The sequence below is a fragment of the Leisingera sp. ABD4_442 genome, assembly GCF_056160905.1.
This window is the reverse complement of sequence record NZ_JBSWYB010000002.1, coordinates 192,542-210,336: the sequence shown is the minus strand read 5'-3', so window position 1 is coordinate 210,336 and position 17,795 is coordinate 192,542. Positions and strand designations below refer to the sequence as shown.

25 protein-coding genes are annotated in these 17,795 nt (G+C 62.1%); all 25 read right to left on the bottom strand.

The genetic code is table 11. The features are described 5' to 3' along the window. Window positions 1–78 precede the first annotated feature (78 nt). Entirely contained in the window at window positions 79–1,128 is a 1,050-nt protein-coding gene (locus tag ACXAHG_RS02980) for a TauD/TfdA family dioxygenase (protein WP_475055790.1), read from the bottom strand. A 30-nt stretch (window positions 1,129–1,158) separates the two neighbouring features. Beyond that, a complete protein-coding gene (locus ACXAHG_RS02975; RefSeq protein WP_475055788.1) occupies window positions 1,159–1,320 on the bottom strand; it encodes a hypothetical protein in 162 nt (53 codons plus the stop codon). Window positions 1,321–1,526: 206 nt separating this feature from the next. Next, complete coding sequence (locus ACXAHG_RS02970; RefSeq protein ID WP_475055786.1) at window positions 1,527–2,606, bottom strand: 3-deoxy-7-phosphoheptulonate synthase; 1,080 nt, start codon at window positions 2,604–2,606, stop codon at window positions 1,527–1,529. A 297-nt stretch (window positions 2,607–2,903) separates the two neighbouring features. Further along, window positions 2,904–5,327: a methyl-accepting chemotaxis protein gene (locus tag ACXAHG_RS02965; protein WP_475055784.1), complete on the bottom strand. Its 2,424-nt coding sequence runs from the start codon at window positions 5,325–5,327 to the stop codon at window positions 2,904–2,906. 172 nt (window positions 5,328–5,499) lie between these two features. Further along, the gene (rplQ, locus tag ACXAHG_RS02960; RefSeq protein WP_475040866.1) at window positions 5,500–5,928 is read right to left on the bottom strand and encodes a 50S ribosomal protein L17; all 429 of its coding nucleotides are present in this window, start codon (window positions 5,926–5,928) and stop codon (window positions 5,500–5,502) included. A 136-nt stretch (window positions 5,929–6,064) separates the two neighbouring features. Further along, window positions 6,065–7,081: a DNA-directed RNA polymerase subunit alpha gene (locus ACXAHG_RS02955; protein WP_008553505.1), complete on the bottom strand. Its 1,017-nt coding sequence runs from the start codon at window positions 7,079–7,081 to the stop codon at window positions 6,065–6,067. A gap of 113 nt (window positions 7,082–7,194) precedes the next feature. After that, window positions 7,195–7,584 carry a 30S ribosomal protein S11 gene (gene rpsK, locus ACXAHG_RS02950; RefSeq protein ID WP_192965437.1) on the bottom strand — a complete coding sequence of 130 codons (390 nt, stop codon included), beginning with the start codon at window positions 7,582–7,584 and terminating at the stop codon, window positions 7,195–7,197. A gap of 14 nt (window positions 7,585–7,598) precedes the next feature. Beyond that, window positions 7,599–7,967, bottom strand: a complete 369-nt coding sequence (gene rpsM / locus ACXAHG_RS02945) for a 30S ribosomal protein S13 (RefSeq protein WP_019298012.1) — start codon at window positions 7,965–7,967, stop codon at window positions 7,599–7,601. A gap of 321 nt (window positions 7,968–8,288) precedes the next feature. Continuing rightward, window positions 8,289–8,936, bottom strand: coding sequence for an adenylate kinase (locus ACXAHG_RS02940; protein WP_475040864.1), 648 nt, complete (start codon window positions 8,934–8,936; stop codon window positions 8,289–8,291). After that, window positions 8,933–10,297, bottom strand: coding sequence for a preprotein translocase subunit SecY (gene secY, locus ACXAHG_RS02935; RefSeq protein ID WP_475055783.1), 1,365 nt, complete (start codon window positions 10,295–10,297; stop codon window positions 8,933–8,935). The genes ACXAHG_RS02940 and secY overlap by 4 nt, the downstream gene beginning before the upstream one ends. Before the next feature lie 112 nt (window positions 10,298–10,409). Further along, window positions 10,410–10,880 carry a 50S ribosomal protein L15 gene (gene rplO / locus ACXAHG_RS02930; RefSeq protein ID WP_475055782.1) on the bottom strand — a complete coding sequence of 157 codons (471 nt, stop codon included), beginning with the start codon at window positions 10,878–10,880 and terminating at the stop codon, window positions 10,410–10,412. A 160-nt stretch (window positions 10,881–11,040) separates the two neighbouring features. Continuing rightward, window positions 11,041–11,754 (bottom strand): restriction endonuclease, encoded by a 714-nt coding sequence (locus ACXAHG_RS02925; RefSeq protein WP_475040860.1) that lies wholly within the window; start codon window positions 11,752–11,754, stop codon window positions 11,041–11,043. Between the two features lie 508 nt (window positions 11,755–12,262). Then, window positions 12,263–12,475 carry a DUF1127 domain-containing protein gene (locus tag ACXAHG_RS02920; protein WP_475055780.1) on the bottom strand — a complete coding sequence of 71 codons (213 nt, stop codon included), beginning with the start codon at window positions 12,473–12,475 and terminating at the stop codon, window positions 12,263–12,265. A 264-nt stretch (window positions 12,476–12,739) separates the two neighbouring features. Then, window positions 12,740–12,952, bottom strand: coding sequence for a DUF1127 domain-containing protein (locus ACXAHG_RS02915; protein ID WP_475040857.1), 213 nt, complete (start codon window positions 12,950–12,952; stop codon window positions 12,740–12,742). A 284-nt stretch (window positions 12,953–13,236) separates the two neighbouring features. Continuing rightward, entirely contained in the window at window positions 13,237–13,425 is a 189-nt protein-coding gene (rpmD, locus tag ACXAHG_RS02910; RefSeq protein WP_019298002.1) for a 50S ribosomal protein L30, read from the bottom strand. A 13-nt stretch (window positions 13,426–13,438) separates the two neighbouring features. Then, window positions 13,439–14,008, bottom strand: coding sequence for a 30S ribosomal protein S5 (gene rpsE, locus ACXAHG_RS02905; RefSeq protein WP_475040855.1), 570 nt, complete (start codon window positions 14,006–14,008; stop codon window positions 13,439–13,441). A gap of 116 nt (window positions 14,009–14,124) precedes the next feature. Next, window positions 14,125–14,484, bottom strand: coding sequence for a 50S ribosomal protein L18 (gene rplR, locus ACXAHG_RS02900; protein WP_475040853.1), 360 nt, complete (start codon window positions 14,482–14,484; stop codon window positions 14,125–14,127). A gap of 11 nt (window positions 14,485–14,495) precedes the next feature. Next, entirely contained in the window at window positions 14,496–15,029 is a 534-nt protein-coding gene (gene rplF, locus ACXAHG_RS02895) for a 50S ribosomal protein L6 (RefSeq protein WP_475040852.1), read from the bottom strand. Window positions 15,030–15,041: 12 nt separating this feature from the next. Continuing rightward, window positions 15,042–15,434 (bottom strand): 30S ribosomal protein S8, encoded by a 393-nt coding sequence (gene rpsH, locus ACXAHG_RS02890; protein WP_008554600.1) that lies wholly within the window; start codon window positions 15,432–15,434, stop codon window positions 15,042–15,044. 13 nt (window positions 15,435–15,447) lie between these two features. After that, window positions 15,448–15,753 (bottom strand): 30S ribosomal protein S14, encoded by a 306-nt coding sequence (rpsN, locus tag ACXAHG_RS02885; RefSeq protein WP_039125969.1) that lies wholly within the window; start codon window positions 15,751–15,753, stop codon window positions 15,448–15,450. A gap of 19 nt (window positions 15,754–15,772) precedes the next feature. Continuing rightward, the gene (rplE, locus tag ACXAHG_RS02880) at window positions 15,773–16,336 is read right to left on the bottom strand and encodes a 50S ribosomal protein L5 (protein WP_475040851.1); all 564 of its coding nucleotides are present in this window, start codon (window positions 16,334–16,336) and stop codon (window positions 15,773–15,775) included. Next, a complete protein-coding gene (gene rplX, locus ACXAHG_RS02875; RefSeq protein WP_475040849.1) occupies window positions 16,336–16,641 on the bottom strand; it encodes a 50S ribosomal protein L24 in 306 nt (101 codons plus the stop codon). Before rplX ends, rplE begins: the two co-directional genes overlap by 1 nt. 2 nt (window positions 16,642–16,643) lie before the next feature. Next, window positions 16,644–17,012: a 50S ribosomal protein L14 gene (gene rplN, locus ACXAHG_RS02870; protein ID WP_005621870.1), complete on the bottom strand. Its 369-nt coding sequence runs from the start codon at window positions 17,010–17,012 to the stop codon at window positions 16,644–16,646. A gap of 100 nt (window positions 17,013–17,112) precedes the next feature. Beyond that, complete coding sequence (gene rpsQ / locus ACXAHG_RS02865; RefSeq protein WP_005621877.1) at window positions 17,113–17,343, bottom strand: 30S ribosomal protein S17; 231 nt, start codon at window positions 17,341–17,343, stop codon at window positions 17,113–17,115. A gap of 11 nt (window positions 17,344–17,354) precedes the next feature. Continuing rightward, window positions 17,355–17,555, bottom strand: a complete 201-nt coding sequence (rpmC, locus tag ACXAHG_RS02860; protein ID WP_039125973.1) for a 50S ribosomal protein L29 — start codon at window positions 17,553–17,555, stop codon at window positions 17,355–17,357. Window positions 17,556–17,795 lie beyond the last annotated feature (240 nt).

The window sequence follows — 17,795 nt, the reverse complement described above, 5'->3', positions numbered from 1 at the left end:
ACAGGGGCACTGCCCCTCTTGGCCTCACGGCCAATTCACCCCGGAGTATTTTGAACCAGAAAGAAGCAGTGGCTGTTCTTAGTCCAGCGGAGCGTGCAGCCTTGTGCCCCTGGTGATGATGCCGCCGCGGCGGCCGGGGGTGATGCTGCCGTAGCGCTGCTTGAAACAGGCAGGCAGTTCCCGGTCACCGTCGGGTGACAGCCACAGGCGCAGCAGATGGCGGCGGCGCGCGGGCTCCGGCCAGTCGGTAAAGCCGGTGCGGTCATGCAGCTGGGAGTGGTTGTAGACAAACTGCATGTCGCCGGCCTGCAGCCGCATGGTCAGATGCAGCGCCGGATCATTGGCGAGGGCGTCGAACATGTCGAGCGCTTCCACATGCTCCGGCGTCAGCCGCATGGCTTCGGGGAACCGCTGAGCGCTGTCGATATACTGGCGCTGGTAAAACACGGTGAGCTTGCCCGCGTGCCAGCTGAGCGGCGGGATGGTCATGAAGGGCTGCATCCCCTCCGGCACCTCGCCGCGCCGGTCGGTGGCAATCGGGTCGAACAGACGCGCCAGCAGGTCCGGGCGTTCGGCGCGCATCCGGTTATAGATCGCCTCGGCGCTGACCAGCAGGGATTCGCCGCCTTCCCGCGCCTCCTGCAGGCACAGGAGGCCCACAACATCAGCGCTGTCGGTGTGGAAGGTCTGGCGCGCATGGGTCTGGTAGATACGGGTATTGGGGTCATTGGCATCAGCCCCGGTGTCGCGCACATGGCCCAGGATATGGCCTGCTGCATTCTGCGACCGTGCCGATCCCAGATGCGCGCCCACCCCGCAGAAAATGGCGGCGGCCATTTCCTGGCAGTAGCCCGCCACCGGCAGGCCGCGCAGCACCTCGAAGCCGATGCCGGTGAGCAGTTTGCCCTTCAGCGCCTCCAGATGCGCGGCAAAGCTGCGGAGCGGAAAATCCGCCCGGGTGATTTCCCCGATGCCGCGGCCAAGACTCAAGTAGTGGCGGGCGGCCTGTTCCAGGTCGGCAATATCTTCTGGCGCCAGCTGCACCAGCCAGCGTCCGGGATCCGCCTGCATGTCCCGCCCGGTCCAGGCGGCTGGGCCTTCGATCCGTTCCGGCAGTTGTTCCAGCATGGTGCCCCTCCCTTCTGGCGCGGCCGCACCTCATGGTTTCCGCTTCAGGAACTTGAGCCCGGACCAGCCCTGATCCACCGCGCAGACCCTTACATCCCCCCAGCCCAGCAGCAGCACCGCGGCGCGCAGGTCATCCTCGGAAAGGCCGTGGTGCAGTTTCGGGCTTTTCCTGGTCCGGGACAGCCAAAGCATGCCGCCTGCGTGCAAGGCGGCGATAGCCTGCTCTGCGGCCTGCCGCGCGATGCCGGGTGCGCGCCGGCCGCAGCGGCCCGGAAGCCGGGTTTGGAACCCAGTTTCTGATACAGCGGTTTTCCGGACTGGCCTGCGGTTCCCATGCCCGCATGATCCGCAATTTGCTGCGGCTGGCAAGGGGGCAGGCCCCTGCCCCCACTTTGGTCTCAGGCCTCAGCCAGTTCCGGCTTGACCGTTGCGGCCTGGCGGCTGGCAACCGCTGCAGCCAGATGCTCCAGCGCGGCGACGGTGTCCTCCCAGCCGAGGCAGCCGTCGGTGATGGACTGGCCGTAGGTCAGCTCCCCTTTGCCCAAATCCTGGCGGCCGGCCACCAGATGGCTTTCCACCATCACCCCGGTGATGCGGCTGTCGCCGCCGGCGATTTGGCCTGCCACATCGCGCAGCACAGCAGGCTGCTGCATCGGGTCCTTGCCGCTGTTGGCGTGGCTGGCGTCGATCATCACATGGCCGCGGATGCCGTCCTTTTCCGCCAGCTTGCAGGCCGCATCAACCGAGGCCGCGTCAAAGTTGGTGCCGCCGCCGCCGCGCAGGATCAGATGGCAGTCCGGGTTGCCGCTGGTGGCCGCAATTGCGGCGCGCCCCGATTTGGCCAGCGCCATGAAATGATGCGGATGGGCGGCGGAGCGCACCGCGTCCACTGCGATCTGCACATTGCCGCGTGTGCCGTTCTTGAAGCCGACCGGGCAGCTGAGGCCGGAGGCCATCTCGCGGTGGATCTGGCTTTCGGTGGTGCGGGCGCCGATGGCGGCCCAGGCCACCAGGTCAGAGATGTATTGCGGCACCGCGGTATCCAGGAACTCAGTCCCCACCGGCAGGCCCAGGGCGTTGATGTCCAGGCACAGGCGGCGCGCCAGACCCAGGCCTTCGTTGATGCGGAAAGAATTGTCGAGACCGGGGTCATTGATCAGCCCCTTCCAGCCCGAGATAGTGCGGGGCTTTTCGAAGTAGACCCGCATCACGATCTCCAGCTGCCCGGCCAGGCGCGCGCGCAGCGGCGCCAGCCGTTCGGCATATTCCATCGCCGCCTTGGTGTCGTGGATCGAACAGGGGCCGACAACAGCCACCACACGGCCGTCGCGGCCATGCAGCACGTCCTGGATCGCGGTGCGGCTGGCCAGCACCGTACCGGTGGCTGCTGCTGTTGCGGGCATCTGGGAGGCCAGATCCTCGGGCGAGATCAGTTCCTGCATGCCGGTGATGCGGAGGTTTTCGGTCTGGGGTGTCATGGGTGTGCTTCCTTGGCGGGAGGCCCTTGGCGCTGCGGCGGATACAAAAAAACCGCCTGCGGGCTGCGGGCGGTTGGTGGTATCCTGGTGCTATCTGAGCTGTCTGTTCAGAATGCGCTGACCCCTCCGTCCGCCATGTGGCGCGGATAAAAGAAATACCAGAGTGCGGCATAGGTACGGGTCATGGGGCGGACGCTAGCGGAGATTCGCCCCCCTGTCACCCCTGAAATTCCCGCGACGGAATCGCAAGAGCCCTCCCGCGCGGGAGGGCCCTTGGCATTTTCCTGAAGGCAGAGGTCAGAAGTCCTGCCACAGATCGCGGGCGGCGTTGCCTTCGGCGGCGGGTGCTGCAGCCGGCGCCGGGCCGGCCTCCGGCTCCCAGCCGCCCCAGCCGTCATCACCGTGGGCAGAGGGCTGCGCTTCGGCCGCAGCGGGCGCCGCCGGGACCGCCAGCGCAGCGCTGCTGCCGTCGACCTGGAACCGCGCCACCAGCTCTGCAAGCTTTGTGGCATCGGTGTTCAGCATATGGCCGGCGGCAGTGGCCTCCTCCACCATTGCGGCGTTCTGCTGGGTCACCTGGTCCAGCTGGGTGACGCCGGTGTTGATCTCATGCAGGCCGGTCGACTGTTCCTCTGCCCCTTCGGCGATTTCGGACACCAGCTGCGAGATATGGCTGACGCGGCCCACGATGGACTGCAGCGCCTCGCCTGCGCGGCCGACCAGATCGACGCCCTCGTCCACCTGGCGGGAGCTGTCGGAGATCAGCGTCTTGATCTCCATAGCGGCATCCGACGAGCGCTGCGCCAGGGCGCGCACTTCGGAGGCCACCACCGCAAAGCCGCGGCCTGCCTCGCCCGCGCGGGCGGCCTCGACGCCTGCGTTCAGGGCCAGCAGGTTGGTCTGGAAGGCGATGTCGTCGATGACCGAGATGATCTGGCTGATCTTGTTGGAGCTTTCCTCGATCCCGCTCATCGCGGCCACGGCGTTCTGCACCACCTCGCCGCTGCTTTCGGCTTCCTGGCGGGCCTCCTGCACGGTGGATTCCACGTTGCGGGCGCCCTCGGCTGCGGATTTCACGCTGGCGGTCAGCTCATCAATCGCCGCAGCGGTCTGTTCCAGGGTTGCTGCCTGGCTTTCGGTGCGGTGCGACAGGTCGTCAGAGGCCTGGCTGATCTCCGCCGCGCCGTTGCGGATACTGGAGGAGGCGCCGATCACCTGCTGCACGGTGGCGTTCAGATTGTCGATCGAGCCGTTGAAATCGGCGCGCAGCTGCTCGTACTCCTCGGGGAATGCCTCAGCGATGCGGATCGTCAGGTCGCCATGGGACAGGCGCGACAGGCGCTCGCTCAGCTCGCGCACGACACCGGCCAGTTCGGCATCCTTGCTTTGCGCCTTCTGCTGCTCGGCCTCCTGCATCTTGACCAGCTCATCGCGGAATTTCTCCAGCGCGCGGGCCATTTCGCCCACCTCGTCGCCGCGGGCCTGGCCCTGGATCTCCACCGCATTGTTGCCCTCGGCAAGACCGCGCATGGACACCACGATGCGGCGGATGCCCGACGCAATGCCGGAGCCGGTGACCAGCGCCATCACCGCACCGATCAGGATCGCGGCGCCGATGGCGGCCGGGATCATCATCCGGGTCTGGGCGGTAATCTCCTCGCTGGCGGTGCGGCTTGCGGCCATGATGCCTGCCGCCTTGGTCTCAAGTGCGGCCATGGTGTCGCGGAAGCTGTCGAAATAGGCCTTGCCCTGGCCCTGGGCCACGAAATCGGCCATGTCATCCATGGTGGCCGCATCACCGATGTCCCGGCGCAGCTGGATCATCGGCACGGCAACATCCTGACGCCAATTGTCGATCACCCTGGAGGCCGCATCCAGCCGGTTCAGTTGGATCGAGTCGTCAATCATCGCCAGGCGCAGCATGCCCATGACTGAGCGCAGACGGGTGCTGCCTTCCATGAACGGGGTGAGGAACTCCCGGTCGCCCGCCAGCAGAAAGCCGCGCATCCCGGTTTCCATGTCCACGGCGGCGGCCATCAGGTCCTTGGCGGTGCTGATCGTCTTGTGGGTCTTCTCGACTGCTTCGAGCGAGGTGTTCAGATACTCCGGATCTGCGATCCCTGCGTTCACCAGAGAGGTAAATGTGTTGCGGCGGTCGGCAAGGTTGACCTCCTCCTCCTCGATGATCTTGGCGACCTCGGCGCGGAATTCATCAAAGAACACCCGGCCCTTGGACTGTTTCACCTCATCGGCCATGTCGTTCATGGTCATGGCGTCGCCGATTTCGCGGCGCAGCCCGATGGCGGTGGCGGCGACAGTCTCCTGCCAGCCGTTCAGCGTCTGCTCCGCCGCGTCCAGATCCGCGATCAGCGCTGCGTCGCCGGAGGCCAGATCCCGCAGGCTTTGCAGCGCCTCAGCCACCTCCGCCTGGCCCTCCTCGAAGGGCACCAGATATTCCTCGCGGCCTGCCAGCAGATAGCCCCGCAGCCCGGCTTCCATTCCCGCTGCCGCCTCTGCCAGCGCCTGCGATTCACTCAGGATCTTCTGCGCGTGCGCCACATCGCCGGAGGCCCGTTCCATCCGGCCCAGATCAACAACTGCCATGACGCCGACACCCAGCACCAAGAGCAGCGGAAACATGGCCACCGAAACGATTTTTGCCTTGGTGCTGAGATTTGCCAGTGAGAACCGCCTGGCCGCGGAAGTCTTCTTGTTCGTCATCGCATCCGTTCCGGAGTTTTCTTGGATGCGGCAGTAAAACCAGAAGAAAATTACGATTCCCTTTCGCACAAAAAGTGAATTCTAAACATCCCGAAGTTGCCGTCGCGGAACGAAAAACCCCCGCTCCGGGCGGAGCGGGGGCTGACAGGCGAACCCGAGGGTTCTAAGCGTCTTATTCTTCAGCTTCTGCAGCTGCTTCTTCCGCTGCCAGGCGGGCCTTGTCGGCGGCGCCTTTGGCGGAGGTGTCGCGGTCGACGAACTCGATGATCGCCATCGGAGCCATGTCGCCGTAACGGAAGCCGGCCTTCAGGATACGGACATAGCCGCCCTGACGGTCCTTGTAGCGCGGACCCAGAACCTCGAACAGTTTCGCGACGTCCTTGTCCTCTTTCAGCTTGGAAGCGGCCTGGCGGCGGGCGTGCAGGTCGCCGCGTTTTGCCAGGGTGATCAGTTTTTCAACGATCGGGCGCAGTTCTTTTGCTTTGGGCAGGGTTGTTTTGATCTGCTCGTGCTCGATCAGCGAGCCGGCCATGTTCGAGAACAGGGCTTTACGGTGCTCATGAGTACGGTTCAGGCGGCGGTAACCACGTGCGTGACGCATTTTTCAGTTCCTTTAATTGCGTTTTGCTTTGTCAGGCGGCTGATGCGTGTCAGCTGCTCACCTTGGGGCGGATGCCCATGTCGTCCCCGGCCAAACCCGGGCATTGAAGAGGAGGGCCGGAGCCCTCCTCGAAATCTTAGAAGCTGTCTTCGAACTTCTTGGCCAGATCTTCGATGTTGTCCGGCGGCCAGTCCTCGACGTCCATGCCAAGGTGCAGGCCCATGCCCGACAGAACCTCTTTGATCTCGTTCAGCGACTTGCGGCCGAAGTTCGGGGTGCGCAGCATCTCCGCTTCGGTCTTCTGGATCAGGTCGCCGATATAGACGATGTTGTCGTTTTTCAGGCAGTTTGCCGAACGGACAGACAGTTCCAGCTCGTCCACTTTCTTCAAGAGAAGCGGGTTGAACTCCAGACCGTCGTCCTCGTCCTGGCGGCCAGCCGATTCCGGCTCGTCGAAGTTGACGAAGATGCCCAGCTGGTCCTGCAGGATGCGGGCAGCAAAAGCCACGGCGTCATCGGGGGTGATGGAGCCGTCGGTTTCCACCTTCATGGTCAGCTTGTCATAGTCCAGAACCTGGCCCTCACGGGTCGGCTGAACGTCGTAGGAGACCTTTTTGACCGGCGAATAGATCGCGTCGATCGGGATCAGGCCGATCGGGGCGTCTTCCGGCTTGTTCTTGTCTGCCGAGACATAGCCTTTGCCGGTGTTCACGGTCAGTTCCATGAACAGGTCGGCGCCGTCGTCCAGGTGGCAGATCACGTGGTCGCGGTTCAGAACCTCGATGCCTGCGGTCTCGGCAATGTCGCCAGCGGTGACGACAGCCGGGCCTTTGGCATTGATCGACAGGCGCTTGGGGCCTTCGACTTCCATGCGCAGGGAGACCTGCTTGAGGTTCAGGATGATGTCGGTGACGTCTTCACGCACACCGGCGACAGACGAAAACTCGTGCAGGACGTTGTCGATCTGCACGCTGGTGATGGCGGCGCCTTGCAGCGAGCTCATCAGGACGCGGCGCAGCGCGTTGCCCAGGGTCAGGCCGAATCCGCGTTCCAGCGGCTCTGCGACGACAGTTGCCTGGCGTGCAGGATCGTTGCCCGGCTTCACTTCCAGCTGTGCCGGCTTGATCAGCTCTGCCCAGTTCTTATGGATCATGCGTTCCCTCCATTCCTGTCCTTGCCCCATGTCCAAAAGGCCAAGGACGCCCGAGGTTTAAATGACGCACTGGGGCCCTGCGAATCAAGCGGGGCCCCAGCAAAAATTTGCGCTTAGACGCGGCGGCGCTTCGGCGGACGGCAGCCGTTGTGCGCGATCGGGGTCACATCACGGATCGAGGTGATGTTGAAACCGATTGCGGCCAGCGCGCGCAGCGCCGATTCACGGCCCGAACCGGGGCCCTGAACTTCGACTTCCAGGGTCTTCACACCGTGTTCCTGGGCTTTCTTGCCCGCGTCCTCAGCAGCCATCTGAGCCGCGTAAGGAGTGGATTTCCGGGAGCCTTTGAAGCCCATGGTGCCGGCGGACGACCAGGAGATCGCGTTGCCCTGCACGTCGGAGATCAGGATCTTGGTGTTGTTGAACGAAGAGTTCACGTGAGCAACGCCGGAGGCGATGTTCTTGCGCTCTTTACGCTTAATGCGGGATTTATCGCGTGCCATTGATCAAGCCCCCCTTACTTCTTCTTGCCGGCGATCGGCTTCGCCGGGCCCTTGCGGGTGCGGGCGTTGGTGTGGGTACGCTGACCGCGGACCGGCAGGTTGCGGCGGTGGCGCAGGCCACGGTAGCAGCCCAGGTCCATCAGGCGTTTGATGTTCATGGTCACTTCACGGCGCAGGTCGCCTTCGACGGTGTAGTTGGCGTCGATGTGCTCGCGCACGGCCAGGACTTCAGCGTCGGACAGTTCGTTCACACGACGGGTTGCGTCGATACCAACAGCCTCGCAGATGGCTTTCGCCGAGGTGTTGCCGATACCGGTGATGTAGGTGAGGGCGATGGGAACCCGCTTTGCAGTCGGGATGTTAACGCCGGCAATACGTGCCACGTGTCACTTTCCTTTTCGTTGCGGTTCCGTAACGCCGGAACCTTTTTTCACAACACTTGACCGTGGCAGTGTGGCCAGAGGGTCCAGCATTTCGAGGTGGTAAGGCAGACAGACGAATCCATCCGCCGGGAATCATTCCCAGAAGGGATGGGGTTGCCTATGTGGAATTGCCACGGGGGTCAACCCGTGATCTGCGAAAACGCACCCCTCCCCGCTTGCCTCCGCCCGGACCGGCCAGGATAGGAAAGACCGAGGGCTCCTGAATAGAAAATGCCCCGCAGCCATGCAGCCCGGGGCATTTCGATCCGGCACACCGGTGGTTTATTCGCCCATGATCCAGGCCATGTCCTTGCGGACGTTCTCGATCGAGGCCAAGCCGTCCAGGCGCTGCAGGTTGCCCTTGGCGTAATAGTAGCCGATCAGCGGCGAGGTTTTCTTGTAGTATTCCATCAGGCGGGTCTTGAGGCTGTCCTCATTGTCGTCCGCCCGGCGTTTCACATCATCGCTGCCGCAGTTGGCGCATTTGCCGTCCGCCGGCCAGGGTTTGGTCTGGTCATGGTAGACCTCGCCGCAGCCGCCGCAGGTGGAGCGGCCGGTGATGCGGGCAACCAGCGCCTCGTCATCGACCTGCATCTCGATCACAGCATCAAGCTTGAGACCCATCTCTTCCAGCAGCTTGTTGAGCGCGTCGGCCTGAGCCAGGGTGCGCGGGAAGCCATCGAAGATGAAGCCGCCCTCGGCACCATCCCGCAGTTTTTCGCGGATCAGGCCAATGACAATCTGGTCGGTAACCAGCTTGCCTTCGGCCATGATGGCGGCAACTTTCTTGCCCATTTCGGTGCCGGAGGTCTGAGCCTCCCGCAGCATGTCGCCGGTGCTGAGCTGCACCATGCCGCGGGATTCAACCAGGTAGCGCGCTTGCGTACCTTTGCCCGCACCAGGCGGGCCAAGGAGAATAATGTTGGTCATCGGCGAGAGGGTCCCCGTTTTGTCCGTTTCTTGTTACGCCCGCGCAGCTGGCTCTTCTCGATAAGGCCCTCATACTGATGCGCGAGGAGGTGGCTTTGCACCTGCTGAATGGTGTCCATGGTGACGGATACCACAATCAGAACGGACGTGCCGCCAAAATATACCGGGATGGCGAATTGGCCGCGGAGGACCTCCGGCAGGAGGCAGACCAGCGCCAGGTAGCCGGAGCCCAGAACCAGGATGCGGTTGACCACATACTCGATGTATTCCGCGGTTTTCTTGCCCGGGCGGATGCCGGGAACAAAACCGTTCTGGTTCTTCAGGTTGTTCGCCACGTCCTCCGGTTTGAAGGAGACGTTGAAAGTGTAGAAATAGGCAAAGAACACGATCATCGCGACGAAGAACAACAGATACAGCGGCTGGCCGGGGCCGAAGTTCGCCAGCAGCCAGGACATCACCGGACCGGTCGCCGCACCCGAGGAGAACGCCGAGATGGTGGTCGGCAGCAGCAGCAGCGAGGAGGCGAAGATCGCCGGGATCACGCCCGCCGGGTTCACCTTGACCGGCAGATGCGAGGAGCCGCCGTCATAGACCTTCATGCCGACCTGGCGGCGCGGGTACTGGATGTGGATCTTACGCAGCGCGCGTTCCATGAAGACCACGAACATGATCACCGCGACGACCATCAGGATCACGCCGATGATCACGGCGGGGCTGATCGCGCCGGAGCGGCCGGAGGCGAAGAACTGGGCGATCGCTGCCGGAACCTCGGCGATGATGCCCACGAAGATGATCAGCGAGATGCCGTTGCCGATGCCGCGCTGGGTGATCTGCTCGCCCAGCCACATCAGGAACATGGTGCCGCCGACGAGCGTAATCATGCAGGCCATGCGGAAATACATGCCCGGATCAGTCGCCAGGTCGCCCTGCTCCAGCGACACGGCAAGGCCATAGGCCTGTGCTGTCGCCAGCGCCACGGTGCCGTAGCGGGTGTACTGGTTGATCTTCTTGCGGCCCTGCTCGCCCTCTTTCTTGAGCTGCTCAAGCGAAGGCACCATCGAGGTCAGAAGCTGAACGATAATGGAAGCGGAGATATAGGGCATGATGCCAAGGGCAAAGATCCCCATGCGGCCAAGCGCGCCGCCGGTGAACATCGACACCATGCCGCCGATGCCCTGGCCTGCCTGCTCCATGAACTGGCGCAGGGCGGCTGCGTCGATGCCGGGAACCGGGATGAAGGTGCCCAGGCGGTAGACAATCAAAAGGCCGATGGTGAACAGGATGCGGTTGCGCAGATCCGTAGCCTTGCCAAGGGCAGCCCAGCTGGTGTTTGCCGCCATTTGTTCTGCTGCTGATACCATGAAAAGGTCTCTTCTTTAGCGGAAACGCCGCCCGGAACCGTTTTCCGGCTCGGGCGGCGTTCTAGGAAAACTCGAAGACTATGTAAGCGGCATTGGCGCCGCTCACAAGCCGTTACTCTGCGGCGGCGGGGGCTGCCACAGTCAGAGTGCCGCCAGCTTTTGCAACAGCGTCAACGGCAGCGGCGGATGCGCCGGTGACGGAGATGGTTGCTTTGGCGGTGATTTCGCCTTTGGCCAGGACGCGGACGCCGTCCAGCTTGCGGCGCACCAGGCCGGAAGCAACCAGCGAATCCTCGGTGATTGCGCTCGCGTCCAGCTTGCCTGCGTCGATGAACTTCTGGATCAGGCCCAGGTTCACAACCGCGTATGCCTTGCGGTTCGGCTTGTTGAAGCCGCGCTTGGGCAGACGCTGGTAGAGCGGCATCTGGCCGCCTTCGTAGCCATTGATCGAGACGCCCGAACGGGACTTCTGGCCTTTGATACCACGGCCGCCCATTTTACCTTTGCCCGAACCCGGGCCGCGGCCCACACGGGTGCGTTTCTTGGCGGCGCCAGCGTTGTCGCGCAGTTCGTGAAGTTTCATATCGCTTCTCCTTGCCGGATGTGGCCCCCGAAGCGTGATGGGCCAACCGCGGCGTTTCTTGATTGGTGATTCCGTGGCGCAGAACGCCACCGGGTGCCTATAGACGGGTTGGGGCGGGGGATCAAGAGCCAGCTCTAGCGTTCAAGAGCTTGAAGACGGTTCAAAGCCAGAGGTTTGGAAGGCTAAAGTGATTGGTGGCATCTGTCACGCTTTGCTTGAGCATTTCAAAGTGCTGCCTTGGCGACTTGATCGTTACATGCTTTTGCTCCGTCGGCTCGCCTCTGGGGTCCACAACACTTAGTGGGTAGGTCTCTTCCATTCCAAATGACAACCGACTCTCGCGATTGAATAGAAGTTGGTACTTCTGGTCGACATTCACACCTTCAAGCAAATCAGGACGGACCAACTCGAGGCCATTCTCATGGAAACCGATCACCGCGCGCTTAACTGGCAGAACCTGATCATGCCACTTGCAAATTTGCTCATAAACACTTCTTCTCCAATCCCAGAAATATGTCTCCTGGAATTGTTCGAATGTTACCAAGTGGACATTGGTGAAGATGGATTTTTCTCTAGCCCCTGACTGAAAACCTTCCTTGGAAATTATTAGTCCGAGATTTGCCCCAGCATCCGCGCAGACAGCCCTGAATGCATGTACAACGCTCTGCGGAACTGAATTTTGCCAATGTTTACATTCGCAAAGCACCCAGAGAGGAATCGGACCGTCCTGAACCGCTGCCACATCAATGGCTACTTTACCACGTGCTGTTGGCAAATTACCTCGGTGGGTCACGCAACCGATCTCGCAGAAGGCTTGCTCGACCATTCGTTCCAATGAACGCCAATCCTCTGGGTCGCGGTCAAAAATCTTCAAATTCGCACCTTAGCTTCTCAAAAAGAGAGCAAACTGTTGTTCAGCCTGCGTGCTACTGCTGTACACGATAGCAACTCAAAGGAGTATGCAAGACTTCACCCAGCCAAGGCCCCTGCCCTGCCGGTTGCAGTTCTTGCTGTCTCTGATGCTGTCCGGTCCGTCTGAGGCCGTCCGTTAAAGGGTGGCGGCGCCGCCGGGGTGGAGATGGGATGGGGTTGCCCCCATGCGAAGACGCGTATCGCGCGCTCCGGGTGCCAGACCGGAGCCCTGTTCCAGGTGCCGGGGGTGTCAGGCCCGGCGGGTGATCATGACCGGGGATGATATTGCCAGAGCCGGGTTAAAACGCCGTAGGCGGTGCGTACGGTGGGTACGCAACGGTCAGTACACCCCGGCCTTGCGGCCGGGCGGGGCGCTGAACCTGAAAACAAAAACGCCCCCGCCGGGATGGCAGGGGCGCTTTGGGGCCGGGCTTTGGAGAGGGAGGAGGATCCGCAGCCGGCCGGGGAGATCACTTGCCGTAGACATGCTCGCGGGCGGCGCCGGGAATGGCGCAGCGGCTGAGGCCGATGTCGGCCAGGTCGCGGGCGGACATGGCGCGCAGGGCGCGGACCGTGTGCTTGTACTCGCGGCGCAGTTTCCAGTTTTGGATCAGGCCGGCGGTCAAGCCGGCCAGGCGGGCGGGTAGGCCCGCTGAGGGGGCGGAAAGAGTTGAATAAGCCATTGTTCTTGTTCCTTAGCTGCGGTGCCGGAACGTGCTTCCGGTGCGTCGCTGGATCTGTTCGTCTGAAGTAGCAGGGAGATAAGGACGGCCCGGCAGCGGCACAACGGACGCTTTGGTCTGGCGGCTATGCGGCACACGCATAGCACGTTTGCGTGAGGCGGCTTGAGCCTTGCGCAAAAGAAAACGCTCCCGCCCGTCTGGGCAGGAGCGCTGCAGCCCGGGCGCGAAGGAGGAGGAGAGGAGTGCCCGGGAGGGAGAGAATTCTTAGCCGTACACGTGCTGGTGCGCGATGTCGGCGATATCGCTGCGGCGGACGCCGATGTCGGACAGCTCATGATCGGACAGCGCGTCCAGCTCATTGAAAGTGCGCTGGAATTCGCGGGCCTTCATCCAGGAGTCGGCAAAGCCAGCGACGGTTGCGCGGATGCGGGCGGTGAGGCTGTGGCCGGAGTGTGCGGCGGAAATAACATGTGCCATCGTATGGGTCCTTCGTGTCTGGTGCCGGGCCTATTCCCGGCGGTGCGTGTTTGGTCTTTTGCTGTGACACCGAGATAGGACCGGGGGATGAGTCGAACAACCGGCGCAACCGGCAACCCGCTATGCAAGGTCTGCAAGGCGCCTTGCTGACGGGTTAACGCGCGCACGGCCCCGGAATGGCGGGCAGGTTGCCCGCCCTGCGGCGCGAGCCGGCGCCCTGCCCCAACGAAAAACGCCCCCGGCAGAACCGGAGGCGTTTTCCAAAGTCTGAAACCGAAAAGGGCTTAGCCGCGCTCTTCGATGATCTGAACCAGGTGCGGGATCGAGTTGACCATGCCGCGCACGGAGGGGGTGTCCTCCAGCTCGCGGGTCTTGTGCATCTTGTTCAGGCCCAGGCCAACCAGGGTTGCGCGCTGTTTGGCGGGGCGGCGGATCGGCGAGCCGATCTGCTTGACGACGATGGTTTTTGCCATGTCTCTCTACTCCTTACGCTTCAGCTTCGGCAGCTGCCGGCGCTTCGTCCCGCTTGGGCAGGATGTCAGCAACTTTTTTGCCGCGGCGCTGAGCCACCGAACGCGGGCTCTGCTCTTTCTGCAGGCCGTTCAGGGTGGCGCGGATCATGTTGTAGGGGTTCTGCGAACCGATCGACTTGGAGACCACGTCCTTGATGCCCAGCATCTCGAACACGGCACGCATCGGGCCACCAGCAATGATACCGGTACCTTCAGGCGCGGTCCGCATCACAACTTTGCCGGCGCCGTGGCGGCCGTTCATGTCGTGGTGCAGGGTGCGGCCTTCTTTCAGCGGCACACGGATCATCTGACGCTTGGCCTGCTCGGTCGCCTTGCGGATCGCCTCAGGCACTTCTTTCGCCTTGCCCTTGCCAAAGCCGACGCGGCCTTTCTGGTCGCCAACGACAACCAGGGCTGCGAAGCCAAAGCGCTTACCGCCTTTTACGGTTTTCGACACGCGGTTGATCGCGACCAGGCGATCTGCAAATTCCGGTGCCTCTTCACGCTCGCGGCGGGGGCCGCGGCGGTTTTCACGTTCTGCCATCAGGCATTCCTTTCATAGGGCGCTAGGCGCCTGTTCTATCAATCCTTGGTGAGAACCGGCCCAAAGGCCGGTCTCCCGGATCATCGGGGCGGCCCCGAAAGGCCGCCCGCATGAGATTAGATCTTCAGGCCGCCGTCACGCGCAGCGTCGGCCAGAGCCTTCACCTTGCCGTGGAACAGGAAGCCGCCGCGGTCGAAGTAGGCTTCGGTCACGCCAGCCGCTTTCGCGCGCTCGGCGATCGCGGCACCGACTTTGGTCGCTGCTTCGATGTTGTTCTTGCCGACAACACCCAGATCTTTTTCCAGGGTCGAGGCCGCTGCCAGGGTCACGCCGCGCAGGTCGTCGATCAGCTGAACAGAGATGTTCTTGTTCGAACGGTGCACGGACAGGCGCGGACGGCCTGCGTTCACTTTGCGAAGCTTGTTCCGGACGCGCAGCCGGCGCTTCAGAAACAGGGTACGTTTGCTGTTTGCCATTTTGCTGGTCCTTACTTCTTCTTGCCTTCCTTGCGGAAGATGAACTCGCCCTTGTAGCGGATGCCTTTGCCCTTGTAGGGCTCCGGACGGCGCCATTCGCGGATTTTCGCCGCGACTTCGCCCACCTGCTGCTGGTCGATGCCTTCCACAACGATTTCGGTCTGCTTCGGTGCGGTGATGGTGATGCCATCGGGTGCAACGAAGTCGACGTCGTGGCTGTAGCCCAGGTTCAGCTTCAGGGTGTTGCCCTGCATCTGAGCCCGGTAACCCACACCCTGGATCTCCAGCTCTTTCTTGAAGCCCTGGGTCACGCCGGTCACGAGGTTGGCCACCTGAGTGCGGGACATGCCCCACTGCTGACGGGCACGCTTGGACTTGCCGCGCGGCTCGATGGTGACAACGTTGTCGTTCACGGTCAGGGTGACGTCGTCGGTTGCGGTGAAGGTGCGGGCGCCTTTCGGGCCTTTCACTTCGATGGTCTGGCCGGATACCGAAGCGGACACACCGCTGGGCAGTTCGACCGGTTTTTTACCAATACGGGACATTGCGAGGCCTCCTTAGAAGACGGTGCAAAGCACTTCGCCGCCAACGTTGGCTGCGCGTGCGTTTGCGTCCGACATCACACCCTTGGGGGTGGAGACAATCGACACGCCCAGGCCCTGACGGACCGACGGGATGTCATTGACGCCCATGTAAACGCGGCGGCCGGGCTTGGAGACCCGCTTGAGCTCGCGAATGACAGGTTCGCCGTCGAAGTATTTCAGGCTGATTTCGATGGCCGGGTGGCCATTTTCACCAGTGGTCTTCTCATAACCGCGGATGTAGCCCTCGTCTGCCAGCACGTCCAGCACCCATGCCCGCAGCTTGGAAGCCGGGGTCATGACGGTGGATTTGCCGCGCATCTGAGAGTTACGGATACGGGTGAGCATATCGCCGATAGGATCGTTCATACCACTCTCTCCCTTACCAGCTCGATTTCACCAGGCCGGGGATCTGACCAGCAGAACCCAGCTCGCGCAGCGCGATACGGCTGACCTTCAGCTTACGGTAGTAAGCGTGCGGACGGCCGGTCAGCTGGCAACGGTTGTGCAAACGGCTCGGAGCCGAGTTGCGCGGCAGTTTCGCCAGTTTCAGACGCGCTTTGAAGCGCTCTTCCATCGGGCGGGATTCGTCGTTTGCGATCTCTTTCAGCTCGGCGCGCTTTGCGGCGTATTTTGCCACCAGGCGCTCGCGCTTCTTCTCGCGCTCGATCATGCTTTTCTTAGCCATGGTCTCTTCCTTCCCGCGATCAGCTGTTGAAGGGCATGTTGAAAGCTTTCAACAGCGCCTTAGCTTCCGCGTCGGTTTTTGCGGTGGTGGCAATTACGATGTCCATGCCCCAGGGCTCGTCGATCTTGTCAAAGTCGATTTCCGGGAACACGATGTGCTCTTTCAGGCCCATGGCATAGTTGCCGCGGCCGTCGAAAGAGGTGCCGGACACACCGCGGAAGTCACGGATACGCGGCATCGCGATGGTGATCAGACGGTCCAGGAATTCGAACATCCGGTCGCCGCGCAGGGTCACCTTGGCGCCCATCGGCATGCCTTCGCGAACGCGGAAGCCGGCGATGGAGTTCTTTGCCACGGTGGTCAGAGCCTTCTGGCCCGCAATCGCGGTCAGGTCTGCCTGTGCGGATTTGGCTTTCTTGCTGTCTTTGACAGCAGCGCGGCCGCAGCCGATGTTCAGAACGATCTTCTCCAGCTTGGGGATCATCATATCGTTCTTGTAGCCGAATTCCTCTTTCAGGGAGCCGCGGATGGTCTCCTTGTAGAGGGTCTTCAGACGCGGGGTGTAGGTTGCAGCGTCAAGCATCAGACAGTCTCCCCGGTGGTCTTGGCGAAGCGCACCTTCTTGCCGTCTTCCTCGCGGAAGCCGACGCGGGTTGCTTTGCCGTTGCTGTCCAGCAGTGCCAGGTTCGACAGGTCGATCGGCAGTGCCTTGGGCAGACGGCCGCCCTGTTCGTTTTGCGACTGGCGGGTGTGGCGGATCGCCATGTTCACGCCTTCGACAACAGCTTTGCCGGCTTTCGGGTCAACGGAGGCGATGGTGCCTTCCTTGCCCTTGTCGCGGCCTGCCAGCACGACGACCTTGTCGCCTTTACGGAGTTTCGCAGCCATGATTACAGCACCTCCGGAGCCAGCGAGATGATCTTCATGAAGTTCTTCGCGCGCAGTTCACGAACAACCGGGCCAAAGATACGGGTACCGACCGGCTCGTTGTTGTTGTTCAGGATAACGGCTGCGTTCCGGTCAAAACGGATCGCGGTGCCGTCTTCGCGGCGGACTTCTTTGGCGGTGCGCACGACAACGGCCTTACGGACGTCGCCTTTTTTCACGCGGCCGCGCGGGATGGCTTCTTTAACCGAGACGACGATGATGTCGCCAACGGAAGCGTATTTACGCTTGGAGCCACCCAGAACCTTGATGCACTGAACTCGGCGGGCGCCGGAGTTGTCAGCAACATCCAGATTTGTTTGCATCTGGATCATGTGGTTTCTCCCGACCTATGGGGCAGCGATGCGTGCTGTAATCCCCCAGGGTTTCGACTTTGCTTTTCAGCCTAGCCGCCAGGAGTCTCAGATGAGACTCTTAGGCTTCCAGAACTTCCCAGCGTTTCGTTTTCGATTTCGGCGCGCATTCGATGATGCGTACGGAATCGCCGACCTTGAAAGCGTTCTTTTCATCGTGAGCCCGGTATTTCTTGGACTTACGGATGGTTTTCTTCAGAACCGGGTGCGTGAAGCGGCGTTCAACCGAGACGGTGACGGTCTGGGCGTTTGCGTCGCTGGTCACAACGCCTTGCAGGATACGTTTGGGCATTGTGTCGCTCCTTATTCGGCTGCTGCTGCAGCTTTTTCGTTCAGGATGGTCTTGACGCGTGCAGCATTGCGGCGGGCCGCCTTGATGCCTGCGGTCGATTCCAGCTGACCGGTTGCCTGCTGAAAGCGCAGGTTGAAGCTCTCTTTTTTCAGGGATGCGAGCATATCGCGGAGTTCATCCACGGTCTTCTCGCGCAGATCATTGGCGTTCATCGCCTTTGTTCCTTGTCCAAAGCACCAGAAGGCCCCGAGGGTCACCTTTTTACCTGGTGGGTTATGTCAACCGCACCGGAGAAGCGCGGCAAAAAAGAATCACTTTGCCCCGATCCAATGCGGATTGGGGGCAAGCGATGGGTCCCTATAGAGGAGACGGGGTGCGGGGGCAAGGGAAAGGTTTGCGGCGGCAGCACATACGGCAAGCTGTGTCCCTAACGAGGAATACTGGGTAGCGGC